Source organism: Formosa agariphila KMM 3901 (assembly GCF_000723205.1).
GTDB lineage: Bacteria > Bacteroidota > Bacteroidia > Flavobacteriales > Flavobacteriaceae > Formosa > Formosa agariphila.
The window spans coordinates 1,453,069-1,478,374 of record NZ_HG315671.1 but is presented as its reverse complement, the minus strand read 5'-3'; the positions used below and the strand labels follow the sequence as shown (position 1 = coordinate 1,478,374).

Genomic DNA, 25,306 nt, shown 5'->3' with positions numbered 1-25,306 from the left:
AAATTATCTATTTAAAAGCAGTGGAAACACTACTTTTGCCTGATGCAAAATACCACAAAGAAATACCAATTTGAGTTTGTTGCGTTAATGGCTTCCCTAATGTCTATTGTAGCACTTGCTATAGACGCATTATTACCTGCTTTTCCAGAAATCGGGATAGCAATTGGTAATCAAAACAGTACCGATTTACAGTCGTTAGTTACCATGATTTTTCTTGGGTTTGGAATTGGACAGTTAATTCTAGGTCCTTTATCTGACAGTTTTGGAAGAAAGCCGTTAATGTATGCCGGTTTCGGTATTTTTATTATAGCTAGTTTGGTTTGTATATTTTCCACGTCTTTAGAAGCGATGCTAATTGGACGTGTATTTCAAGGTATTGGATTAGCTGCACCAAGAACAATTTGTATTTCTATAATTAGAGATTCTCATAAAGGAGATTATATGGCACGGATGATGTCGTTTGTAACCGCTTTTTTTATTCTCGTTCCAGTAATTGCACCAGCGCTAGGACAGTTTATCTTGTCTCATTTCAATTGGCAAACTATATTTTATACGCAAATCTTTTTTGCTATTGTGGTTACCATTTGGTTTTGGAAACGACAGAAAGAAACCTTACATCCTGAGTTTAAAATCCCTTTTAACAGACACGTTTATGTAAAAGGTTTTAAAGAATTAGTGAGACACAAAGAAGCTATGGCTTTTACAGTGGTTTCTGGTTTTATTACCGGTGCTTTTATGGTCTATTTGAGTTCGTCTCAACACGTGTTTGAAGACCAATATGGTTTGGGAGATAAATTCCCGTATGTGTTTGCTGGTCTGGCAACATCTATAGGTTTATCTACTTTATTGAACGGTACGTTAGTAGTACGTATTGGAATGCGTCGCTTAGCTTTTATAGCGTTATGTATATTTAGTTTAATATCTACTATATATGCCATTCTATTCTGGAACAAACCTAATCCTGAATTAACAGTGTTATTACCATTTTTGGTTGGAATATTCTTTTCGTTAGGTTTTATTTTTGGAAATATTAGAGCTATTGCCATGGAGCCTATTGGGCATATTGCTGGTATTGGAGCAGCTATAACGGGCTTTATGGCCACATTAATTGCTATTCCTATTGCAACGTTTATTGGTAGTTTTATGACGGATACAGCCTTACCTCTATTTTTAGGGTTTTCTATTTGCGGTAGTTTATCTCTCGCAACATTTATTTTAATGAAACGCCATATTTTATACAGACGATTTAATCTTAAATGGCATTGAGTTAGGGATTGCAGCGGCATCCTTTTTATACTTTTCAATAAAAAGATATAGCGTAAAGCCCGACTTTTTTATTCAAAAAAAGGAACTCCCTAAAACAAATCATAAAACGGAACTAGAGTATTATAGGTCTAATTTTAAGGTGTGTCATGTAAATAATTTCCGTTATATTTATAATTATGAAACGGAATAGATTACATATTTCAAGTCTATTACTAATAGTACTTACAAGTCTCTATTCGTGTAGTTCTGTATCTTATTTTAAGAAACATAATTTACAAGAGGTTCAATATATGGTTGAAAAAACCGTACTGATAACCGGCAATACAGACTCAATTTTACACACAGAAAAACATTTAAACTTTACAAAAAACGGAAGGGTTGAGTCGTCTTTTACATTAAATAACAATAAGGATACTATACAAACCACAGAAAAGAAATTGTTTTTTGAAAAACAAACGCATCCAGATTTACCTAATTATTATTGTAAAACCCGATGGAAAACAAAACATAGAGAACGCATAAGTTGTTACTCGCAAAAGAAGTATAAGCAAAATGAGAAAATAGTATACTATTCTAAAAATGGTAAGATTTTAAAGGAAGTAGACCATTTTAAAACTTTTAATACGCACTATTATAATTATAATAATGAAACCTTACAGAGTATTGTTATTAAAGATACAACAGATACGGTTATAGATTCTATTGCGATTACCTGTCTGAAAACTGATGAAAAGAACAACTGTATTACTTTAGAAAAAAGGCATACAAAATCTGATAGTATACTTAGAGTTTACAGACAAATAACGTATTAATTATACTTCGCGCTTAACAGGAACTAAGGCACTTTTCTTAATCTTAATAAATCCAAAAGCATTAAGCACTTTCATTATACCATAAGTAACATCTAATTCGTACCAACGTACGCCACCAAAGTTAGCACGACCACCAAATTTATGGTGATTATTATGGTAGCCTTCACCCATCATTAAAAAATCGAAAGGGAATAAATTTTTAGATGTATCGCTTACTTTAAAGTTTACATAGCCGTAAATGTGTGCAAACCAATTAATAATTACACCGTGAATAGGCGCCATAAAGAAAGCCACTGGCAAAAACAACCACTGCCACCATGCGTCTGCAAAAAACACAAAAAACGCCACATATAAACCTGCCCAAACTAATCGCGACACACGAGAACTTGCAAAAGTATCGAAGCGTTTCCACTGCGGTACATTCTTGGTGAATTTAGCATCTACATCTACACGTTGATTATTAATATCTTGATAAATATTCTTAGTACGCCACATCATTGAAAATACATTACTATCGTATTTTGGTGAATGTGGATCTTTTTCTGTATCTGCGTAAGCATGATGCATACGGTGCATAACACCATAACCATAAGCACTTAAATAGTTTGAACCTTGACACACCCAAGTTAATACAAAACACACTTTTTCGCCTAAACGAGACATTTTATATGTTTGATGTGCTGCATATCTATGAAGGAAAAACGTCTGAAAAAACAAACCTGAATACCATAGAATAATCATGAAGATAATAATTGTCATTTGCTATATTTTATAATAACAAAGAACCAAAATAATTAAGATTTTATTCTGAACATAGGTTAAGAAATTCGTTTTCTTATTCTGCTTAATGCTTGTGCTGTTACTCCAATATATGAAGCGATATATTTTAAAGGAATTTCCTTAATAAGATTAGGTCGTTCTGTAAATAAATTAAGATAGCGCTGTTCTGCTGTTTCATTTAAAAGTGATTGTTCGCGTTTAGACTTTATTAAAAATAGGCGTTCTGAAGATAATCTTCCAATTAGATTCCCAACTTCAGTTTTGTTATACACTTCTTGTAGATCTGAATAAGACACACTCCAAACAGTTAAATCGGATAAAGCTTCAAGCGCATATAATGAAGGTTTCTTAGTTAGAAAAGAATCGTAAGCACTAACAAATTCGTTTTCGAAACAAAACCCGAAAGTAACATCCTTTTCTTCATCTTCGTTAGGAATTAAGAAACGTGCAATACCAGAACTTATAAATGAAATATAATGTTCGGTCTCCCCTACATTTAAAATACGTTCTCGCTTTTTAAATGTTCTTGTTTTAAGCTTCGAAGAAAATAACTTCCAATCTGCATCACTTATAGACACTGTAGATTCAATATAATCCCTAATTTTAATCATGTACCACTAACAAATTTCTCTTTTATAACAATGGATAAATTTATGAATTTCATCTTATTTTAAGACCTTATATATTCTATTTTATATTAGAAAATAAAATATTTTATACAGCGATTAATTCAGAAAAAATATTTCAAAGCTTATAGTTGAAAAAGAAGGGATAAAAAGCATGTATTTATTAAAACCTAATGCCTAGTAATTCACTATAAGTAAATATATTTTTATAAATTTATGGAGCAATAAAAATTAAATTTAATGTCTATACTTATAACCAACATAAAACAATTAATACAAACACGAACTCATGGAATTTCTAAAGTTTCTGGAAAAGACATGCAGGAGTTACCTTTAATTGAAAATGCCTACCTTCTTATTGAACACGACACTATTGTAGAATACGGTTCAATGGTAAATCTTGGAGGTATTATTGCAGAAAAAACTATAGACGCAACTGGCAAAGTGGTATTACCTGCTTGGTGCGATTCTCATACCCATCTTGTTTATGCAGGACATAGAGAAGAAGAATTTATAAATAGAATAAATGGGTTAAATAACAAAGTAACCGCTAACAGTGGCGATGATATTTTAAATTCTGCTGAATTAATTGAACACATAAGTGAAGATGAATTGTACGAGCAATCTGTAAAGCGTTTACATGAAATTATGCGTTTAGGTACAGGTGCTATTGAAATTAAATCGGGTTACGGTTTAACTTTAGAATCTGAATTAAAAATGCTTCGTGTAATAAAACGTTTAAAACATGATTTTAATATTTTAGTTAGGCCTACATTTTTAGGTGCACATGCAGTTCCTAAAGCCTTTAAAGATAATACATCTGGATATGTACACGAGATTATTAATACCATAATACCAGAAGTTGCTAAAGAACAATTGGCTAAATATATAGACGTTTTTTGTGAGGAAGGTTATTTTTCTTTAGAAGAAACCGATAGAATTCTAGAGGCCGGTGTTAAGCACAACATGGTTCCTAAACTACATGTAAATCAATTTAAAGCCTCGGGAGGTGTTGAATTGGGAGTTAAATACAATGCACGTTCTGTAGACCACCTTGAGTTTATTACAGCTGAAGATATAAAAGCATTAAAAAGTAGTAGAACTATGCCGGTTACTTTACCTGCATCATCATATTTTTTAAACACACCATATGCTCCTGCAAGAGAAATTATAGATTCTGGTTTACCTTTAGCAATAGCTAGTAATTTTAATCCTAGTTCTACACCAAGTGGAAACATGAATTTTGTAGTAAGCACGGCATGTATAAAAATGAAGATGACACCTGAAGAAGCTATAAACGCAGCTACGGTTAATGGAGCATATGCTATGGGAGCTCATAAAATGTTTGGAAGTATTACTCGAGGAAAAAAAGCTAACATTATAATTACTAAAGAAATACCTGGATACAACCATTTAACTTATGCCTTTGGAAGTAACAATATTGAAACCGTAATTATTAACGGAATCATTGTAGAATAAAAATAATAGGTACAAACTTAAAAATCCCGATTGCTAGTCAGCAATCGGGATTTTTTTATAATCTTATTTAGGTTTTATTTAAGCGTAAATTCTGTTGAAGACACTAAAGATTTAGCATTAAAAACGTTAACAATATAACGTCCTTCGCCAAACTTCTCATCATCTCTAGAAGTAACAAATTCGCAAACATCTAAACTTGTACTCTCATAATTAAATCGACTAATCATACTATAATTTAAAGATTTCTCTCCAAAAATAACTTGTTCATTAACACCTAATACATTATTATTTGGATCAATAACCTGTATATATAATTCTTGATCTCCAGATTGTACAAGATTATTTTGTGCAATTGTAAAACAAACACGAAGTTTATCGGTACGTCTAGCACGTTCTGTTGGTATTAATTTTCCTGAATTACGTTCTATAACTCCAAAACCTTTTAAACCAACAGTATTTAAAACAGCAGCACTTTCCATGACTTCTGCTAATGCAGTATTTTGAACAAGTAATGAGTCTGTAAATACATTGCGTTCTTCCAATCGAGTTCGCGTGCTGTCTAAAGAAGTCGCTAGCATATTGTTTTCAGATTTTAACTTATCGTTTTCTGCTAACAAGGCATTCATCTCCTTTTGCATATTTAAATATTGTTGCTTGTATTTCCATAAGCTTTTTACGTTAGTTTCAGAAATTTCAAGAGAATCCATTAATCCTTGAATACGACCTCTAGCCTCAATTAAATTATTATTAGCTATGTCGTTCTCGCTTATAGCTTGGTCGTATTGCTTAGCCATATTACTTAAATCTGTCATCACCAATTGCTTCTCTTCTTTAAGTTGTGCCTCTGTTTCATTCTTCTTCTTCATTAAATCGAAGGTATAAAACGCAGTTCCTAAAAATAAAACTAAAGCGATCCCTAAAGCTACTTTTAATCCGTTATTAGATGTATTTTGTTCCATAGTTTGTTTATAATTTCTTAATTTCTAACTGCTTATTCAGTTCTTGGTTTTAATTATTTTTAATAATATTAAATTTAAGTTCTTAAAACAAAAAAAACTTTATTTTTAAGTTTTAATTAACCGTATTTATAATGGATAAACTTGTTTTTTTTAACAATTCTGATCTTTCAAGACTTTTAAACATTCGTGCTTTCGAATCTAAATTTGGAGAGCATGTTCACTTATGTCCTCCAGCCTGCAATATATACGAGCATTTGGAAACTTTAGATGTTAAATACGTTTTAATTGGATTACCAGAAACCATTGGTGATTTCGCTAACCTTGGTACTAGAAAAACATCGTCTATTTGGGAAGACACCTTAAAATCTCTCTTAAATATTCAAAAAAACGAATTTACTAATCCAGAGCATGTATTAATTCTAGGACATTTATGTTTCGAAAAAGAACTTACTAAAATTAATGAGTTAGATTGCTCCATAGATAAACAACTCTCTAAAGCTAGAAAAATTGTATCTAAAATAGATAAACATGTAACCCATTTAATTTATACCATAAAAAAAGCAGGTAAAACACCTATTGTTATTGGTGGCGGTCCTAATAATGCTTATGGTAATATTAAAGGTAGTGCACTTGCGGCAAACACACAAATAAGTGCTATAAATTTAGACACACATAGTAATTTTAAACCAGAAGAAGGCAGACACAGCAGAAACGGCTTTACTTACGCATTTTCTGAAGGATTTCTAGACACCTACTTTATGTTTGGTTTACAAGAAATTCACCTCTCCAATACCATTTTAAAAACTATAACGAAATTGAATCATATTCATTTTAGTTCTTATGATGCTATGGAAATAAGACAAACCACATCTTTCAAAAAAGAAATGAAACGGGCATTATCTTATGTGGAAGACAAACCAATTGGAATTGAAATAGATTGTAACACCATAGAAGAAGTAACAAATAAACCAACATGCATTGGAGGATTTAGTTTAAAAAAAGTACGGCAATTTGTACATTACTTTGGAAAGCAAGAACATGTTCAATATTTGCACATCTATAAAACTCAAGTAACAGATCTAAACACCGAACACATTGGTAGTTTAAACACCTATTTAATTACAGATTTTATTCAAGCACATTCCAAATAAGTCGCACAGTATTCATCTATTATTTAAATCTTAAAATCATGAAACACAAATATCTATTTAGCTTATTTATTGTTGCAGCAACATTAATCAGCTTTAAGCCTGCAACTCAATTCACAGAGCCTGAAACAATGCTTGAACAAGAGCATAATACTAAAATCACTCCCATTTCTCACGCTACTTATATTTTGCAAATAGACGATAAAACCATCTACGTAGATCCTGTTGGAGGTGTAGATGCTTTTAAAGGACAAAACGAACCCGATTTAATTTTGATTACAGATATTCATGGAGATCATTTAAATTTAGAAACTGTAGAAGGAATTGTCAAGCAACATACCAAAATTTTTGCTCCTCAAGCTGTAGCCGATAAATTCACCGATAACTTAAGACAGCAAACTATAGTTATTAGTAATGGTGAAACCAAACAGTATGCTCACTTAAAAATTGAAGCTATCCCAATGTACAATTTGCGACCAGAAGCGCTTAAATTTCATGCTAAAGGTCGTGGAAATGGATACATTTTAAACAATTACGACGAACGTATTTATATTTCGGGTGATACAGAAGATATTCCAGAAATGCGTAGCTTAAAAAATATTGATATCGCTTTTGTTTGTATGAATTTACCGTATACCATGCCTGTAGAAAGTGCAGCAAGTGCGGTATTAGATTTTAAACCAAAAGAAGTTATTCCTTACCATTATCGTGGTACTAATGGTTTAAGCGATGTTAATCAATTTAAAACATTAATAGATGCTAAGAATAAATCTATAAAAGTTACATTACTTAACTGGTATCCAGAAAATTAAGTCTTTATAATTTTTATGTTTTAGATATTTTATTTTATATTTACCTCGCTATTAGTCTAATATAAAATAACCTATCATGTTTCAAACCGAACTATTAACCAAAATCGGGCTTTTAACTGTAGAAAAGACTATTATAATTGGGTTAGCCCTATCTGTAATAATCTTTTTAGTATTATTAATTTTAGGAATACGAAATACCTATAAATTAAAAGCCGAAAACGAACGTCTTTCAAATTTTAACGTTTTAGACACAGACGATAAAAATTTTAAACATTCCAATTTTACTTCAGGACATTTATATAGTTCTAACTAATACGGAAATTGTAAAAACCAAAAACAGCCAACCGATTCATATCAGTTGGCTGTTTTTATTCTAACTTTATTGAGATACTATTATCTCACTAATTTTTTATACTTAATACGTTTTGGCATTAAATCACCACCCAAACGTTTTTTCTTATTTTCTTCGTATTCACTAAAACTACCTTCAAAGAAATATACTTGACTATCGCCTTCGAATGCTAAAATGTGTGTACAAATTCTATCTAAGAACCATCTGTCGTGACTAATTACTACCGCACAACCAGCAAAATTCTCTAAACCTTCTTCTAACGCACGTAATGTATTTACATCTAAATCGTTGGTAGGCTCATCTAAAAGTAACACGTTACCTTCTTCTTTAAGTGTCATTGCTAAATGTAAGCGGTTACGTTCTCCTCCAGATAGTAACTTCACCTTCTTATTTTGCTCGCCACCAGAGAAATTAAATCGACTTAAATAGGCTCTAGAATTAACTTCTTTTCCGCCCATTAAAACAAGCTCTTGCTCATCGCTAAAGTTTTGCCAAATGGTTTTCTCAGGATCAATATTTGTATGACTTTGATCCACGTATGCAATTTTAGCAGTCTCTCCTACTTCAAAAGAACCTTTATCAGGTTCCTGTTCTCCCATAATCATTCTGAAAATAGTTGTTTTACCAGCACCATTCGGACCAATAATTCCAACAATTCCAGCTTGAGGTAAATTGAAGTTTAAATCTTCATATAACAATTTATCATCAAATCCTTTGCTGATGCCTTTAGCCTCAATAACGTTGGTACCTAAACGTGGCCCATTAGGAATATAGATTTCTAATTTTTCGTCAAGTTGTTTCTGATCCTGACTCATCATTTTATCGTAATTCTTTAAACGTGCCTTTTGTTTCGTCTGGCGACCTTTAGCTCCCTGACGTACCCAATCTAATTCACGTTCTAAAGTTTTCTGACGTTTAGAAGCTGTTTTGTTTTCTTGAGCCATACGTTTAGATTTTTGGTCTAACCAAGATGAATAATTTCCTTTCCAAGGAATTCCTTCACCTCTATCCAGTTCTAAAATCCAACCAGCAACATTATCTAAGAAATATCTATCGTGCGTTACAGCAATTACAGTTCCTTTATATTGCGCTAAATGATGCTCTAACCAATGCACAGATTCTGCATCTAAGTGGTTGGTAGGCTCATCTAAAAGTAATACATCTGGTTCTTGTAATAGTAAACGACAAAGCGCTACACGTCTACGTTCCCCTCCAGAAAGCACACTAATTTTTTTATCACCGTCTGGAGTACGTAAGGCATCCATGGCAATTTCTAATTTGGTATCTAATTCCCAAGCATCCGAGGCATCAATCTGATCTTGAAGCTCTGCTTGGCGTGCCATTAATTTATCCATTTTGTCTGCATCAGAATAAACTTCTTCTAACCCAAACATGTCGTTTATTTTATTGTATTCGTCAAGAATAGCAACTGTTTCTGCTGCACCTTCACGAACAATTTCTATTACCGTTTTATCTTCGTCAAGTTGTGGTTCTTGCTCTAAATATCCAACAGAATAATCCTGAAGGAAAGTAACATCACCTTGGAAATTTTTATCAACTCCAGCTATAATTTTTAATAACGTAGATTTACCAGAACCATTAAGACCTAAAATCCCAATTTTTGCTCCGTAGAAAAAACTTAAATAAATATTCTTTAAAACCGGTGTATTAGCTCCCGGAAATGTCTTGGTTAAACCAGACATTGAAAAAATGACTTTCTTATCGTCGCTCATAATTATACTCTACCTTTTAATGCGTTAAATACCCAAGCAATAGCAAAAAATCCCACGCCAACCGCGGCAAATCCCCAACCTGCGACATCGTTATACCTAAAAGCCCCAAGTGCTATTAAACCTAATCCTACTATAATCATAATAGTTGTTGCCCAAGCTAAAACTGTATTTTTATTCATTGCCATAATATGTAAATCTTATTTCTTTTAGGGCGCATCTTTTTTAGTAATAACCACTAAAAAAGTCAGGCTATCCGTTATATCTTTTTTTAATTAAAAAGCATTAAAAAAGGATGCCACTTCTATCCTTTGCGCAAATTCAAATACAAATATCGTATTTTTAAGACTAAAATTAGATTATTTGTATTAACATTATCATATTAAATTAACATCTCTACATATTATTTAATATTAAATTATTCGTTCTTAGTTTCTTTACACTTTCATTACCACTATGCTATCCATTATTTAATTGTCTATTTATTTTATTAGAAACCTATAGCTGAAAAACAAAATCGCTAAAACAGACAATTCCAGAACTAGAATAAATGCAAATCAATAAAACATTATTTAATAATTCAATACCATATTAGGATTTAAATTCACAGTTTACGAATTAACATATATTTTATGTTTATCGGGTATCAATTCTGTATTAGTCAACTTACATTTGAACATTATATAAATGTTTATTTTCAGATTAATATTAAATGAATAAAGCTCTACTTTCTTTGGCTATAGGAGGATTCGGAATTGGTTTAACCGAGTTTGTAATTATGGGAATTTTGCCCGAAATAGCTATCGCATTCGACATAAGCATCCCTAAAGCGGGCCATTTTATTTCAGCTTATGCTTTAGGTGTTGTTGTTGGTGCCCCCATTTTAACGAGTATCGCCAGTAAATGGCCTGCACATAAGGTTCTAATGGCACTTATGGTTTGGTTTACTGTTTTCAATACATTATCGGCATTTGCCACAGGTTACAACTCCTTTATAATTTTACGCTTTTTATCGGGATTACCTCATGGTGCTTTCTTTGGAATTGGAGCCGTTGTTGCCGGAAAATTATCTAAAGAAGGAAAATCTGCTCAAGGTATTGCTATTATGTTTAGTGGATTAACTTTTGCAAATCTTTTAGGAGTGCCTTTAGGTACATATTTAGGAAAACACTTTAGTTGGAATCTCTCCTTCTTGTTGGTTGGTTTTGTAGGTGTATTAGTCGTTTTAAGCATAAAACTCTGGATGCCTGTATTGAAACAATCATCTGAGACGCATTTTTTAGAGGATTTAAAAATTTTCAAACGCCTTGAGTTATGGTTAATTATAATCTTAACCACTATTGGTACCGGAGGCTTTTTTGCTTGGTATAGTTATATATCTCCATTAATTACAGATGTTGCAGGACACTCCGCAGAAATGGTTTCTGTCGCTATGATTTTAGCCGGATTAGGTATGGTTATCGGTAATTTTATAGGAGCAAAACTGGCTGAAAAATTTTCACCAATATATGCTATTATTATTACATTAGTTTGCATGGTAATTTGTCTGTCTTTAAATACCATATTAGCATCAGATAAGGTTATGGTTCTTGTCATGACATTTATTATAGGCGCAGTAACTTTTTGCCTATCTACTCCTATTCAGGTTGCCATTATAAACGCATCTAAGGGTTCAGAAACTTTAGGGTCGTCTTTAAACCAAAGTGCCTTTAATATAGGTAATGCTTCTGGAGCATATTTTGCAGGAATTCCTATAGCCATGGGATATGGATTTACCTCTGCCGATTGGGTTGGAGCTGCAATGGCTGCATCTGGTGTTTTAATTGCATTTTGTATTATTCTCTTGCGAAAACACCGTTCTAAAAATCAGATAGTAACTTCATAATAAAGAAAAACCCCTAAAAATTACAAGTAATCCTTAGGGGTTCTTTATATTATATAATGTAATTAAAACTTAACAATATTTATTTCGGAACGTCGATTTGCTTTATGCATTTCTTCCGAGCATTTTGTACCGTCGTTACACGAATTGATTAATTGATCTTCTCCAAAAGCTTTACCTTCTATTCTATCCTCATCAATACTATTATCAAATAAATAATCGAGTGTACTTTTTAACCGCGATTCTGAAAGTGTTTGGTTATATGCTCTGGAACCTCTAGAATCTGTATGAGACGTAATTTCTAAAGTTATTTCAGGGTATGTATTTAATATACCAATTAATTTATTTAATTCTGTTTTAGATGTGTTTGTTAATTGATATGAGTCAAAAGCAAAGTATAAATTTTCTAGACTATCAATTTCACCCTGTACCATATTTTTAGCTTCTAGTTTATCTTGCTCAAGTTGCACCAGTCTAGCTTGTTCTGCTTCATCTTCTTTTTGTTTAGCTGCTTGCTGAGCTAACAATAAAGCTTCTTCTTGCTGTTGATTAACAAGAGCAATAGAATCTTCTATTTTTATCTGCTCCAGTGCCAATTCTTCTTGAAGAGCTAATAATTTTTGATTCTTTCTACTTAATTCTTTTTCATCAATAAATCTATAAACTAAACCTATAGCGTGTTGCTTATGATTTTTATAATTTTGATTCATACCCCATTTACCAGTGGAGTTAACATCCATTCCAAAATTTTCAGTAAACCATATTCTAAAACCAACTACAGCGTTGATAGTTCCTCGCGATTTCTTATTTGCACTTGTAAAACCAACTCCTGCTCCAACATAAGGGTCAAACCAACCGGTTTCTCCTATAATTTTATTTAAATCGTAACTCAGTCTCGTGTCTAAACCAAAATAGTTGGCATCTTCTTCAAGAGGAAAATTATCGACTAACTTTCCAGCCTTGTATCTATTATATGTAAAGATACCTTCTAGTCCTAATCCACTTTTATAATAGCGACCAAAACTTAATCTAGACGGATATGGAACAGCGTTCCAACCTTCATTGACATCAAACACATCATCAAATACAGTTCCTGTATCATCGACAGCATTAAATCCAATTCCAATAATCCAGGAACTTACCCTAGTAGAATCCATTTCTGTAATGTCTGGGATTTCAGTAATTTTTGAATTTTGCGAATATGTTGCATACGTGAGCGCAACAAAAAAAACGAATAACATTTTTCTTTTTAGTTTCATAGGTTTGGGGATATTTATGGAATAAAATTAAATAAATACACAATCCTCTAACAATAAAAACTTTGAAATGTATAAAAATTCGATGTTAAGATTAACGTCCATTTTTTGAGGTCATATAACCCTAAAAAACAGCTGTTACGACTAAAATTGCATAGGAATTTCTATAAATAAAAGACTAGATGTCTCTTCTGCATTGACTTTAAACTCAGTTAATTCACTTATTCCAATAGCATCACGTGTATTTAATTCAGTATCTAAAACATTTACACGACCATTTATAAGCATTACATAGACACCATGATTATTACTTTTCAATTGATAAGTTATCTCATGATTTTCATCTAAGTCTACTCTAGAAATTAAAGCATCTTGATAGATTTTTAAAGGTCCTTCCAAATCATCACCTATAGACGATACTAATACTTGTAATGAATTTCGACGTTCTGAAGCCTCAAAAGCTTTTTGATCGTAACGTGGATCTACATTTTCTTTATTCGGAATTACCCAAATTTGAAATAAACTTAAATGAGAATCCGTCGAGCCATTAATTTCAGAATGCTCTACACCAGTTCCCGCACTCATAATTTGAACTTCGCCAGGCAAAACAGATTCCCACTTATTCCCCATAGAGTCCCTATGCTTCAATTCGCCCTCTAATGGAATGGTAATTATTTCCATGTTTTTATGCGGATGTGTTCCAAACCCCATTTTAGGAGCAATAACATCGTCATTCAAGACACGTAATGCGCCAAAATGAACGCGATCTTCATTATACCAATTTGCAAAACTAAACGAATGATTTGCTTGTAACCAACCATGATTTGAGAATCCTCTTGTATCTGATTTATGAACTATTGTTTTCATCTTATTTGTCTTTTAAATTAAAAACGTATTTGTGTTTACCTAATTTTATCTAACAACATACTCAGTTGTTCTGCTTCATCTTCGGATAAATTTTTCAAAATATCTGTTCTTTGAGTTTTCGATATATGCTCTAGCAACACTAAACCTTCCTCGGTAATTTTTACATGAACCACTCTGCGGTCTGTAGGACAGGGTATGCGGTCTATTAATTGTTTCGCATACAATTTATCCATTAAACGTGTGGTATTTGGAGACCTTTCAATCATGCGTTCTTTTATTGTTTGTACCTTTAAAGGTTCTCCTGCTCCTTTTAAAATTCTTAAAATATTGTATTGTTGAGATGATATTTTAAAAGGTTTAAAAAATGAATTTTGGTAACTACTAATCCAATTTGCGGTAAACATTATGTTTAACATCGCTTTTACCTTATTATTTGGAAAAGTAGAATTGATGTCTTTAGAAAAATCTCCCATAATTACAGGTATTTATATAGTTACAAAGCAGCTTCAAGCTGTTTTACTTCATTTAATAATTGGGTGTTTAACGCGGTATTAATCAGTTTTCCTTCAGAAAAATTCTCATAAAATGACGGTAGAGAAAACTCCGCTACTATATTAGCATCATGACGTGGAAACCTATCTTTAGCTATTTCTAAAACAGAAGCCCCACCTCGTGCTCCAGGAGAAGTTGCCATTAACAACATTGGTTTGTTATGAAATGTTTTGGGTTCTGCTCTAGACATCCAATCAAATAAATTTTTAAATACAGTAGTGTATGCACCATTATGTTCTGCTAACGATATAATAAGTCCGTCGGCGCTTTTAATAGCATCTATCATACGATTGACTGATTCTGGAATACCTGACTCAACTTCAAGGTCTACACCATACAATGGTAATTTAAAATCGTTTAAATCTAAAACGGTTACTTCCGCCTCTTGTAATAGACTGGAAGCATAACTAACTAATTGCTTATTTATAGATTGTTTACTGTTACTTCCTGCAAATGCGATGATCTGTTTCATATTAAATCTGAGTTTTTTTTATTAAATATATAAGATACTATTAATAAGATTAAAGCTAATAATGCCGTGAATTGTCCTCCATCACCAATCATAACGTGTGCAAAAAATGCTAAGATAAAAGCAAAGAAAAATCCAGAATAGGACCACTCCTTTATGGTTTTAAAATTCGGATTCCATATTGCAAATAATCCTAATAGTTTGGCTACTGCATAAGGGTAAATAATATACGATGGATACCCAAAATTGGTAAACATTAAAGCAACATCATCATGTTTAAAAAAATACATGCTTACCGAAAATAACACGATTACAGATAATAATCCTGTAGCTACATAAAAAATAATTTTGTCTCTTTTCATTTTAATTGAATTTATATAAAAGCAAATATACAACAAATTTATTTTAATTACCTAGGTAAATATATCCATGTAATATAAAATATCATGTAACGGATTTAATAGCAAATATTTTTAAACTTTCGTACTTTAGCGACAAATTGATTTTACATGGATATCAACTTCAATAAAAACGAAGATTACAATAAACTTTTACTATCCGATTTAAAACGAAGATTTGCTAAAGTAAGCCTTGGTGGAGGATTAAAACGTATAGAAAAATTACACAGCAAAGGAAAGCTTACTGCCCGAGAACGTATTGATTATTTACTAGACTCTAATTCTAAAAGTATAGAAATTGGTGCGTTTGCTGGCGAAGACATGTATGAAGAACACGGCGGATGCCCTTCTGGTGGAGTTGTTGTAAAAATAGGATATATAAAAGGAAAACAATGTATTGTGGTTGCTAATGATGCCACTGTAAAAGCGGGTGCTTGGTTCCCTATTACAGGGAAGAAAAACTTACGTGCTCAAGAAATTTCTATTGAAAACAAATTGCCAATTATTTACTTGGTAGACAGTGCAGGTGTTTATTTACCGCTACAGGACGAAATATTTCCTGACAAAGAACACTTCGGTCGTATTTTTAGAAACAATGCAATAATGAGTAGTATGGGGATTACCCAAATTTCTGCTGTTATGGGGAGTTGTGTTGCTGGTGGTGCGTATTTACCAATTATGAGCGACGAAGCTCTAATCGTAGATAAAACTGCGAGTATTTTTTTAGCTGGTAGTTATTTAGTAAAAGCAGCCATAGGCGAATCTATAGATAATGAAACATTAGGCGGAGCAACTACACATTGTGAAATAAGTGGTGTAACCGACTATAAAGCTAAAGATGATAAAGATGCACTTGATAAAATAAAATTTATAATTGATAAAATTGGTGATTACGATACTGCCGGATTTAATCGTGCAGAAGCTTTAGATCCAAAAGAAAATCCTGAAGAAATTTATGGTTTACTTCCAAAAGGAAGATCTGACCAATATGACATGAAGGCAATTATTTCTCGTTTGGTAGACAATTCCGAATTTGAAGAATATAAAGAAGGTTACGGAAAAACAATTATCACAGCTTATGCTAGAATTGATGGTTGGGCTGTTGGTATAGTGGCAAATCAGAGGCAGTTAGTAAAAACTAAACAAGGCGAAATGCAGTTTGGTGGTGTTATTTATAACGACAGCGCCGATAAAGCGACACGTTTTATTGCCAATTGTAATCAGAAAAAAATTCCTTTAGTGTTTTTACAAGATGTTACGGGTTTTATGGTGGGCTCTAAATCTGAACACGGTGGTATTATTAAAGATGGTGCTAAAATGGTAAATGCTGTTAGTAATTCGGTTGTACCAAAATTCACCATTATTATAGGTAACAGCTATGGCGCGGGAAACTATGCCATGTGTGGAAAAGCATACGACCCAAGATTAATTGTAGCTTGGCCAAGTGCAGAACTAGCGGTTATGAGTGGAAATTCGGCAGCAAAAGTTTTGTTACAAATAGAGACGGCTTCTTTAAAAGCAAAAGGTGAAACGATTACACCCGAAAAAGAAGCAGAACTTTTTAATGAAATAAAATCAAGATACGACAAACAAGTATCGCCGTATTATGCGGCATCAAGATTATGGACCGATGGCATTATAGACCCATTAGATACACGTACTTGGATTTCTGTGGGAATTGAGGCAGCAAACCACGCCCCTATCGAGAAAAAGTTTAATTTAGGCGTAATACAGGTTTAGTTGTTGGTTGTTGGTTGTTGGTTGTTGGTTGTTGGAAAATCTTTAATTTTAGGTTTAAAACATTTTAACTTTACAACTTCGCTAAGAAACCTAAAACAAAGACTTTAATGAATTCTAAAAAGATTGACTCATAAAAAAAGCCACTAATTCATACATTAGTGGCTTTCTATTTTTAGTCTAAAACAAATTTATTTCAGTAACTCTAACGTCTTTTTACGTTGAATTTTTCTATTTGGTGTCTCTACCAATTTATCGACAAAATACACCTGTTTTGGGATTTCATTCTTTTTAAGGTTTTTATAAATACTTGGATTTATATCTCGTTCTTCACCTTCAATAACTAAAATTACGCGCTCTCCTAATTTCTCATCAGCTTGTCCAGCAATAAAGAAACGTTCTGAAATACCATCTGTTAAATGTTTTTCTATTTGTTCTGCAAATAACTTTAATCCACCAGAATTAATAACATTATCTATTCTACCTACTAATTTAAATTCATTTTCAGAATGCATAATCGCAACATCATTTGTTACTAGCTCACCGTCAAATAAATAATCAGCTTCAAGTACTAAACAATCGTTTTCATTAGTAGATACCTTTACATTTGGCATGGCCTTATAAAAATCTGTTTTATTTGGTCCGTTAAGAGGTCTAAATGCAATATGGCTCACTGTTTCTGTCATTCCGTAGGTTGAATAACATTGTGTTTCTATACCTTGAATATCTTCTAATAATTTATGAGAGGCTGCTGCTCCTCCAATAATTAAAGATTTAAAATGATGAAGTTTAGGCAATAAGTTTTCAGCCTGAGGCGGAATCATTGCAGAGAAATCGTAAGTTTTAGTTTCATCAAAAACAGGCGTTATACGTGGTGGTACAACATCTAGTTCTAAACCTAAAATCATAGCACGTACTAACATCATTCTACCCGAAATAAAATTAAATGGTAGACAATGTAATAGGCTATCTCCCGGACGTAAATTAAATGCATTACCCGTGGCAATCGCAGAATTAACCATGGCTTGCTTTTTAATTTTGATTTTTTTAGGGACACCTATAGACCCCGAAGTTTGCACCTCTACATAATCATTATTGTCTAACCAGGCTTGTAAAAAGTCTCCTAAAGTTTTTTGATGAGGCTCGCCTTCTTTTATAAAACAATATGCAACTTCATTTAAATCTTCAGCATCATAATAGCGGCCGTTTAATTTAAATTTCAAATGAATTTTATCGTATGTTGGTACTTTGGTTTTTACTGCTGTTATCATGAAAAATAGTATTTAATGTGGTTTAATTAATAGTCTTTTCATCTTCATTAAGAAGGGTTTCAGGAATTGGCTGAACAACACGACCTGTTAATTTCTCCTTCCAATCTGTCCAATTATATTTCTTTGAAAAGATAAAAAGTAATATTGGAAAAATGACAAACACAGGAAGAAAAATTTCAAGAAAACCGGCTTCTCCTGGATTAGAAATATCTTTAAATACAGAATACGTTTGCAATGCACTCCAATCTGATGTTACCAATAGGGCCGTAAAAAAATTATTCGCGGCATGAAAACCTAACGACAATTCCATCCCTTCATCCATTAATGTCATCACTCCCAAAAACAGTCCTGTTCCTATATAATATACCATTATAGTATATCCTAATTGCTCGACTTCTGGGTTCGCAATATGCAAACCACCAAAAATCACAGAAGTTAAAATTAAAGGTAACCATTTCGTTTTTGAAACAACCCCAATTCCTTGCATTAAATACCCTCGAAACATATATTCTTCGAAACTGGTCTGAAACGGTATTAAAACCAAGGCAATAACAAGTAAAATTAAAAATTTATTCAATTGAAAATTATACAAATAATTTTCTGGATACATGGTGTAATCAATTATTATAAATAGTGATGATATTGCTCCCCACAAACCAAATGAAAAGAATACCCGTTTCCAATCTATAGTTGCTCGAGTAGTGGTTAACTTTAAAATGGATAACTTATGAATATACTTAACGGCAATAAATAAGAAAATTAACCCTCCTAAAAAGGGTAACATCACAAAAATTAAATTCAAATTAGACTCAAACAAACCAAGTATGTAGTTGGTGTCGTCCATTCTAGATAAATCCACGTCACCTTGCAATGTTTTCATGCTAATGGCAATAAGATGTGGTGCTGAAAATATGGAAATTCCAATAAATGCCAAAATAACACCTACAATGTATCGCCACCAATCTGTTAATCCTTTATATGCTTGAGTTATATACATCGTTTATTTTTATAAATTATAGTTCCAATTTTTATCTTTAACATACTGTAGTTTGCCCGCTTTTACTTCTAAAGGCGAATCAAAATTATTAGTAAATAATCCTCCCGTACCAAGACCTTGTGGTAAATTACTTTGTAAAGTGTACGTATATTGTGCAATAGCATTTAAACCTATGTTACTTTCTAAAGCACTAGTAATCCACCAACCAATAGCCTTTTTTTCTGCAAGAGAAATCCAAGAATCACTACCTTGAAATCCGCCAACCAAACTAGGTTTAAGAATAATATATTGCGGATTGATTAGATTTAAAAGTTTTACTTTACGTTCTTGATTAAACACACCAATCAATTCCTCGTCTAAAGCAATTGGCAGTGGTGTATGCTCACATAAACTTGACATAGCCTCTATTTGCCCTGCTTTTATAGGTTGCTCAATAGAATGTAAGTTGAAATCGGATAAGATTTTTAATTTTTCTAATGCTTCAGTAGGCTGAAAAGCACCATTTGCATCGACACGTAATTCTATTTCTGAAGCAGAGAATTCTTTCCGAATCGATTTTAGTAAATCGACTTCCGTCTGAAAATCTATAGCCCCAATTTTCATTTTAATACAATTAAAATCAGCTTCAAGTTTATCTTTAATCTGTGCTTTCATAAAATCTGCACTTCCCATCCAAATTAAACCATTTATAGGTATTGCATCTTCACCTGAAGTAAATTTAGAAGGAAACAATGTAAAAGCAGTTTCTCCTACTAAAGATTTAAACGCCATTTCAAGTCCGAATTGTATACTCGGAAATTCAATTAACGCTATTAATAAGGCTTCTAAACCCAAATGTATATTGTTACAGGTCCACTTTAATTTCTCCTCGAAATCGGGTCTGTCGTCTGCAGACAATCCTCTAAAAACACCGCACTCGCCCACTCCTTTTCGCCCTTGATTTTCTATATGAATAAACCAAGTTTCTTTAGTGGTAAGCACACCTCTAGAAGTACCGCTAGGGTTTTTAAAGTTTAAAATGTATTTGTGATATGTTGCTGAAATCATGTTATCAAAAATAGTTAAATATTTTCGTAATTTAGGCAATAACTAAACTGTAATCTTCATGCCAGAATTCCCAGATATTATTCTATTTGCGATTCCTTTATTTGTGCTTTCAATGTTGTTAGAATTATATGTTACCACAAAAAAGAGTATCCACACATACAAAACCAAGGATGCATTTGCGTCTATAGCGATGGGACTTGGTAATGTTTTTCTAGGGTTTTTCAGTAAGATAGTCGTGCTTTTTGCACTGCTTTTGGTATACAATAATTTTAGGCTATTTACCATTCCAGTAACTTGGTGGAGTTTTATACTATTGTTTTTTGCCGACGATTTTTCATATTATTGGTTTCACCGGACCTCGCATGAGTGCCGTTTGTTTTGGGCATCGCATGTTGTGCATCACTCATCCGAACATTACAATTTAAGCACAGCTTTACGTCAGACATGGTCTGGCGGATTCTATTCTTTTATATTTTGGTTATGGATGCCTATAGTAGGGTTTCATCCTGCAATGATTGTGTTTATGCAAGCTGTAAGTTTATTATATCAGTTTTGGATTCACACCGAAACAATTAAGAAAATGCCTAAATGGTTTGAAGCAGTAATGAATACACCTTCTCACCATCGTGTACATCATGGTAGTAACCCTATTTATTTAGATAGAAATCATGCTGGAATTCTTATTATTTGGGACAAACTTTTCGGGACCTTTCAAGCGGAATTAGATAATGAAAAAGTAGTTTACGGATTAACTTCTAAAATAAAAAGTTATAACCCGATTTTTATTGCTTATCATGAGTGGATTGCACTATTTAAAGACGCATGGTCTGGACATAAAAGCCTAAAACACCGATTAATGTACTTTTTTAAATCTCCTGGTTGGAAACATGATGGTACAGGAGTTTCTAGTGAAACGATGCGTAAAGATTGGCTTAAAAACCAAGAAAAAATAAATGTAGACTGATTTATCATATCAAATCTTTCTAAATAAAAAAGTTTCAATTGAATGATTGTTTATTCAATTGAAACTTTTATAGTTTTTATGCGTTTTTTATAATTCTATGCTTTCTCCTATGTCAAGTAGCATTAAATCTTTGCCTTTATCGAAAAATTTACGTTTAGCTTCTTCGTAATCTATTTCAATATAACCAAACGTATCGAAATGATATCCTAGAACTTTATCGCATTCAATAAAATCACTAGCCAAAATAGCATCGTCTACTCCCATGGTAAAATTATCACCAATTGGTAAAATCGCTAAATCTAATTTAGTTTTAAGTGGAATCAATTTCATATCGAAAGTTAACGCCGTATCTCCAGCGATGTAAATATTTTTTCGTTCACCTTCAATAACAAAACCACCAGGTTGACCACCATAAGTACCGTCGGCAAAACCTGAAGAATGAATAGCATTTACGTATTTAACCATTCCAAATTCAAAATCCCAAGTACCACCATGATTCATAGGGTGACCTTCAAATCCTTTATTACTATAATAGGTAACAATTTCTGCATTAGAAACAATAACAGCATTTGTGCGTTTAGCAATGGCCTCAACATCTGCAACATGATCTTCATGCGCATGCGTTAATAAAATATAATCTGCTTTAAGTGTTTCAATGTCAATGTGAGAAGCTTTTTCGTTTGGACTAATAAAAGGGTCGACTAAAATCGATACATCGTTCACTTCTATTCCAAGACTAGCATGTCCGTAAAATGTGATTTTCATATTTCAATAATTTGAAATCAAAATACAAAAAAAACTCAGACATATTAAAATAATTTGTCTGAGTTTCTCAATCCCCAAAATTGAAGCTAAATTTAAGCTTATAATTGATATCTACTGAATATCAATTATTTAAATATATAATATTTCATATTCTTAAATAACATCTGTTAAATTAATATTTTAACAATTTTAAGAAGAAAAACATCACAATAACTGTCCTATTCCCAATAACAGCGATAAGAAAAATGTACTTAATGCCAACTTCTTTAATTCTGAATCTAAATCTTTAGGAATATTATTTTTATAAACAATAATGAGATGTTTTATTAGCGGAATAAAAACCACTAGAAATATTAAATTCCACGGTGATGTATAATATATTAGACCGAATAATAGCATCAATACCATAGCACCTCCTACTAAAAAATAATGATAATATTTAGCTTTTTTAGACCCCATTTTCACCACTAACGTATTCTTATTTGATTTGGCATCAGACAAAATATCGCGCATATTGTTCAGATTTAAAACCCCTGCACTTAACATACCAATAGCTATTGCTGGTAAAAACGTAATATCATCTACTTGCCTAACGAACAATACGTAACAACCTATAACACTTACTAATCCGAAGAATATAAACACAAATAAATCACCTAAACCATGATAACCATAGGCCGAACTCCCAACGGTATATTTAATAGCGGCAACAACACTTGCACCCCCTAAAACAAAAAAGAAAACAGACAATAAAAAGTTTTCTGAACCAAAAGACACCCATATTAATAATAATGCCAATACTAATATAACGGCCACATTTAACTTGATTGCAGTTAGCATTTGCTTAGGTGTAACTTCTCCACTTTGAAGCGCACGCATAGGCCCGATTCTATCGTCGTTATCAGTTCCTTTTACACCATCTCCATAATCATTTGCAAGGTTTGATAATATTTGCAAACCCAAAGTTGTAAGAATCGCTAAAGTAAAAATTAACGGATTAAAAAACCCATTTCGTGCAGCCAGACAACCACCCACAATAATACCTGAAACAGATAACGGCAAGGTGCGTAAACGCATGGCCGAAATCCATTTTGAAAAATTACTCATACGTATCTATTATGGAATCCATTTTTTCTCGAAGTTCGGTTTACGTTTTTCAAGAAAAGCATTTCTACCTTCTTTAGCTTCATCTGTCATGTAAGCCAAACGCGTCACTTCACCAGCGAATACTTGTTGCCCAACCATGCCATCATCAGTCATATTCATAGCGAATTTCAACATTTTAATAGACGTTGGCGATTTCGCTAATATTTCTTGAGCCCACTCATAAGCAGTGTCTTCTAATTCGGCATGAGGTATTACGGCATTTACCATTCCCATCTCGAATGCTTCTTGAGCATTATAATTACGTCCTAAGAAGAAAATTTCACGTGCTTTTTTCTGACCGACCATTTTAGCCAAATATGCAGAACCATAACCCGCATCGAAACTGGTAACATCGGCATCGGTTTGTTTAAAAATAGCGTGTTCTTTACTTGCTAATGTTAAATCGCAAACCACATGTAACGAATGTCCGCCACCAACAGCCCAACCTGGAACTACTGCTATTACAGCCTTTGGCATAAATCGGATTAAACGTTGTACTTCTAATATATTTAAGCGGTGATACCCATCTTCGCCAACATACCCTTGTTTTCCTCTTGCATTTTGGTCTCCTCCACTACAAAAAGAATACACACCATCTTTAGATGATGGTCCTTCGGCAGATAATAAAACAACACCAATATTTACATCTTCATTGGCATCATAAAAAGCATCGTATAATTCACTTGTTGTTTTTGGTCTAAACGCATTTCTAATATCTGGTCTGTTAAATGCAATCCTAGCAACGCCATTGCATTTTTTATAAGTAATGTCGTCGTATTCTTTGACAGTTACCCAATTTGCTTGCTCCATTTTTCTTATTTTAGCCAAAAATAAATCATTTTAAACAAACCCCTACTTCATAATGAAAAAATATAGTATTTTCTTATTACTACTTGCTATTACAACAACAGCATTCTCACAAGCTTACAAATTTGAAACTAAAATAGATTTAGGCGCATTAGACGTTATTAATCAAGGAAATACAGGAACATGCTGGAGCTTCTCTACATCTTCATTTCTTGAAAGCGAAATATTGAGAACCACAGGTAAGCATATCGATTTATCGGAAATGTATAATGTAAGACAGACCTATCCTATAAAGTCTTGGAATTATGTTATGCGCCAAGGTAAAGCTCAATTTAGCGAAGGCGGATTAGCTCACGATGTAATTAATAGCATGGATGCTTATGGTTTAGTTCCGAACGAAGTATATACAGGTTTGTTAAAAAAAGAGACAAAATATGATCATTCTAAACTAGTTGGAGAACTAAAAACAATTCTAGATGATTACATTAAAAACAAGAAAACATATGATGGCGATTGGAAATCTGACGTGTCTAAAGTATTAGATAAAAACTTAGGCGAAAACGTAAAGACATTTACTTACGAAGGCGTTTCCTATACACCACAGTCTTTTCTTATTATGACGGGATTAAAAGCTGACAATTACGTTAGTATTACGTCCTTTACGCATCACCCTTATAACTCTTCTTTTATTTTAGATATTCCAGATAACTTTTCTAACGGAAGCTTTTATAATGTAGAATTAGACGAATTGGTAGATATTACCAACGATGCTTTAAAAAACGGATTTACAATTGAATTAGATTGCGATGTAAGTGAAAAAACATTTTCTTCTAAACACGGGATTGCTGTAATGCCTAAAGATGAAAAAGATTACAACTCTGCTTTAAAAACCATTGAAAAGGAATTAAAAGTTTCAGCAGAATACCGTCAACAGGAATTTGAAAATTTTGATACTACTGATGACCACTTGATGCATATTGTTGGTTTAGTTGAAGACCAAAAAGGAAACACTTACTATAAAGTAAAAAACTCTTGGGGAGGAAATTCAGATCGCGTTTCTAACGATGGTTATATTTATATGAGTGAAGCTTATTTTAAACTAAAAACCATTTCAATTATGGTTCATAAAGATGCGTTACCACGAGCAATTAAGAAAGACTTAAACTTGTAAAAACATACAGTTT

Annotated in this window: 26 protein-coding genes; 10 read left to right on the top strand and 16 right to left on the bottom strand. The window is 32.6% G+C overall.

Annotated elements, in window-relative coordinates; all coding sequences use genetic code 11:
- The first annotated feature begins 42 nt into the window (after window positions 1-42).
- Window positions 43-1,266: a multidrug effflux MFS transporter gene (locus tag BN863_RS06240; RefSeq protein ID WP_038528637.1), complete on the top strand. Its 1,224-nt coding sequence runs from the start codon at window positions 43-45 to the stop codon at window positions 1,264-1,266.
- Between the two features lie 176 nt (window positions 1,267-1,442).
- The gene (locus BN863_RS06235) at window positions 1,443-2,078 is read left to right on the top strand and encodes a hypothetical protein (RefSeq protein ID WP_148304572.1); all 636 of its coding nucleotides are present in this window, start codon (window positions 1,443-1,445) and stop codon (window positions 2,076-2,078) included.
- Here the strand turns inward: BN863_RS06235 and BN863_RS06230 are convergent, their stop codons facing one another.
- Both BN863_RS06230 and BN863_RS06225 read right to left on the bottom strand, forming a co-directional pair.
- Window positions 2,079-2,837 (bottom strand): acyl-CoA desaturase, encoded by a 759-nt coding sequence (locus tag BN863_RS06230; RefSeq protein ID WP_038528633.1) that lies wholly within the window; start codon window positions 2,835-2,837, stop codon window positions 2,079-2,081.
- A 59-nt stretch (window positions 2,838-2,896) separates the two neighbouring features.
- Window positions 2,897-3,469: a Crp/Fnr family transcriptional regulator gene (locus BN863_RS06225; protein WP_038528630.1), complete on the bottom strand. Its 573-nt coding sequence runs from the start codon at window positions 3,467-3,469 to the stop codon at window positions 2,897-2,899.
- Window positions 3,470-3,724: 255 nt separating this feature from the next.
- Here BN863_RS06225 and hutI point away from each other — a divergent pair, with 255 nt between their 5' ends.
- The gene (gene hutI, locus BN863_RS06220; RefSeq protein WP_038528628.1) at window positions 3,725-4,963 is read left to right on the top strand and encodes an imidazolonepropionase; all 1,239 of its coding nucleotides are present in this window, start codon (window positions 3,725-3,727) and stop codon (window positions 4,961-4,963) included.
- A gap of 74 nt (window positions 4,964-5,037) precedes the next feature.
- Here hutI and BN863_RS06215 read toward each other — a convergent pair whose 3' ends face one another.
- Window positions 5,038-5,922, bottom strand: coding sequence for a hypothetical protein (locus tag BN863_RS06215; protein ID WP_038528625.1), 885 nt, complete (start codon window positions 5,920-5,922; stop codon window positions 5,038-5,040).
- Window positions 5,923-6,053: 131 nt separating this feature from the next.
- Here BN863_RS06215 and BN863_RS06210 point away from each other — a divergent pair, with 131 nt between their 5' ends.
- The 3 genes from BN863_RS06210 to BN863_RS06200 all read left to right on the top strand — a co-directional run bounded on the left by BN863_RS06210 (window position 6,054) and on the right by BN863_RS06200 (window position 8,195).
- The gene (locus BN863_RS06210) at window positions 6,054-7,073 is read left to right on the top strand and encodes an arginase family protein (protein WP_038528623.1); all 1,020 of its coding nucleotides are present in this window, start codon (window positions 6,054-6,056) and stop codon (window positions 7,071-7,073) included.
- A gap of 38 nt (window positions 7,074-7,111) precedes the next feature.
- Window positions 7,112-7,882 (top strand): MBL fold metallo-hydrolase, encoded by a 771-nt coding sequence (locus BN863_RS06205; protein ID WP_038528620.1) that lies wholly within the window; start codon window positions 7,112-7,114, stop codon window positions 7,880-7,882.
- 76 nt (window positions 7,883-7,958) lie between these two features.
- Entirely contained in the window at window positions 7,959-8,195 is a 237-nt protein-coding gene (locus BN863_RS06200) for a hypothetical protein (protein WP_038528619.1), read from the top strand.
- A gap of 80 nt (window positions 8,196-8,275) precedes the next feature.
- Here the strand turns inward: BN863_RS06200 and ettA are convergent, their stop codons facing one another.
- Together ettA and BN863_RS06190 are read right to left on the bottom strand one after the other, a co-directional pair.
- A complete protein-coding gene (gene ettA / locus BN863_RS06195; RefSeq protein WP_038528616.1) occupies window positions 8,276-9,967 on the bottom strand; it encodes an energy-dependent translational throttle protein EttA in 1,692 nt (563 codons plus the stop codon).
- A gap of 2 nt (window positions 9,968-9,969) precedes the next feature.
- Window positions 9,970-10,152 carry a CAL67264 family membrane protein gene (locus BN863_RS06190; RefSeq protein WP_038528613.1) on the bottom strand — a complete coding sequence of 61 codons (183 nt, stop codon included), beginning with the start codon at window positions 10,150-10,152 and terminating at the stop codon, window positions 9,970-9,972.
- A 524-nt stretch (window positions 10,153-10,676) separates the two neighbouring features.
- On the opposite strand from BN863_RS06190, the gene BN863_RS06185 reads away from it, so the two are divergent.
- Window positions 10,677-11,849 (top strand): MFS transporter, encoded by a 1,173-nt coding sequence (locus tag BN863_RS06185; protein WP_038528610.1) that lies wholly within the window; start codon window positions 10,677-10,679, stop codon window positions 11,847-11,849.
- A gap of 62 nt (window positions 11,850-11,911) precedes the next feature.
- On the opposite strand, the gene BN863_RS06180 is transcribed toward BN863_RS06185, so the two are convergent.
- The 5 genes from BN863_RS06180 to BN863_RS06160 form a co-directional block, all read right to left on the bottom strand.
- A complete protein-coding gene (locus BN863_RS06180; RefSeq protein WP_242404075.1) occupies window positions 11,912-13,105 on the bottom strand; it encodes an OmpA family protein in 1,194 nt (397 codons plus the stop codon).
- Window positions 13,106-13,246: 141 nt separating this feature from the next.
- Window positions 13,247-13,969 carry a pirin family protein gene (locus BN863_RS06175; protein WP_038528608.1) on the bottom strand — a complete coding sequence of 241 codons (723 nt, stop codon included), beginning with the start codon at window positions 13,967-13,969 and terminating at the stop codon, window positions 13,247-13,249.
- A gap of 35 nt (window positions 13,970-14,004) precedes the next feature.
- The gene (locus BN863_RS06170) at window positions 14,005-14,442 is read right to left on the bottom strand and encodes a MarR family winged helix-turn-helix transcriptional regulator (RefSeq protein WP_038528605.1); all 438 of its coding nucleotides are present in this window, start codon (window positions 14,440-14,442) and stop codon (window positions 14,005-14,007) included.
- Window positions 14,443-14,462: 20 nt separating this feature from the next.
- Entirely contained in the window at window positions 14,463-14,993 is a 531-nt protein-coding gene (locus BN863_RS06165) for an NADPH-dependent FMN reductase (protein ID WP_038528602.1), read from the bottom strand.
- On the bottom strand, window positions 14,990-15,352 hold the full coding sequence (locus BN863_RS06160) for a DoxX family protein (RefSeq protein WP_038528600.1): 363 nt from the start codon (window positions 15,350-15,352) through the stop codon (window positions 14,990-14,992). Before BN863_RS06160 ends, BN863_RS06165 begins: the two co-directional genes overlap by 4 nt.
- Window positions 15,353-15,499: 147 nt before the next feature.
- Between BN863_RS06160 and BN863_RS06155 the strand changes: the two genes are divergently transcribed.
- Window positions 15,500-17,128, top strand: coding sequence for an acyl-CoA carboxylase subunit beta (locus BN863_RS06155; protein ID WP_038528598.1), 1,629 nt, complete (start codon window positions 15,500-15,502; stop codon window positions 17,126-17,128).
- Window positions 17,129-17,316: 188 nt separating this feature from the next.
- Here the strand turns inward: BN863_RS06155 and BN863_RS06150 are convergent, their stop codons facing one another.
- Genes BN863_RS06150 through BN863_RS06140 form a run of 3 tightly spaced genes read right to left on the bottom strand, consistent with a single transcriptional unit; the run spans window position 17,317 to window position 20,440 of the window.
- Entirely contained in the window at window positions 17,317-18,396 is a 1,080-nt protein-coding gene (locus BN863_RS06150; protein WP_038528595.1) for an AMP-binding protein, read from the bottom strand.
- A gap of 22 nt (window positions 18,397-18,418) precedes the next feature.
- Window positions 18,419-19,393 carry a CPBP family intramembrane glutamic endopeptidase gene (locus BN863_RS06145; protein ID WP_038528592.1) on the bottom strand — a complete coding sequence of 325 codons (975 nt, stop codon included), beginning with the start codon at window positions 19,391-19,393 and terminating at the stop codon, window positions 18,419-18,421.
- 9 nt (window positions 19,394-19,402) lie between these two features.
- Entirely contained in the window at window positions 19,403-20,440 is a 1,038-nt protein-coding gene (locus tag BN863_RS06140) for an o-succinylbenzoate synthase (protein WP_038528589.1), read from the bottom strand.
- A 58-nt stretch (window positions 20,441-20,498) separates the two neighbouring features.
- Between BN863_RS06140 and BN863_RS06135 the strand changes: the two genes are divergently transcribed.
- Window positions 20,499-21,404, top strand: a complete 906-nt coding sequence (locus BN863_RS06135) for a sterol desaturase family protein (protein WP_038528587.1) — start codon at window positions 20,499-20,501, stop codon at window positions 21,402-21,404.
- An 87-nt stretch (window positions 21,405-21,491) separates the two neighbouring features.
- On the opposite strand, the gene BN863_RS06130 is transcribed toward BN863_RS06135, so the two are convergent.
- The 3 genes from BN863_RS06130 to BN863_RS06120 all read right to left on the bottom strand — a co-directional run bounded on the left by BN863_RS06130 (window position 21,492) and on the right by BN863_RS06120 (window position 24,125).
- A complete protein-coding gene (locus BN863_RS06130) occupies window positions 21,492-22,169 on the bottom strand; it encodes a metal-dependent hydrolase (protein WP_038528585.1) in 678 nt (225 codons plus the stop codon).
- 204 nt (window positions 22,170-22,373) lie between these two features.
- Complete coding sequence (menA, locus tag BN863_RS06125) at window positions 22,374-23,276, bottom strand: 1,4-dihydroxy-2-naphthoate octaprenyltransferase (RefSeq protein WP_038528582.1); 903 nt, start codon at window positions 23,274-23,276, stop codon at window positions 22,374-22,376.
- Between the two features lie 9 nt (window positions 23,277-23,285).
- Complete coding sequence (locus BN863_RS06120) at window positions 23,286-24,125, bottom strand: 1,4-dihydroxy-2-naphthoyl-CoA synthase (protein WP_038528579.1); 840 nt, start codon at window positions 24,123-24,125, stop codon at window positions 23,286-23,288.
- A 52-nt stretch (window positions 24,126-24,177) separates the two neighbouring features.
- Here BN863_RS06120 and BN863_RS06115 point away from each other — a divergent pair, with 52 nt between their 5' ends.
- Entirely contained in the window at window positions 24,178-25,293 is a 1,116-nt protein-coding gene (locus tag BN863_RS06115) for a C1 family peptidase (RefSeq protein ID WP_038528576.1), read from the top strand.
- Window positions 25,294-25,306: the final 13 nt, after the last annotated feature.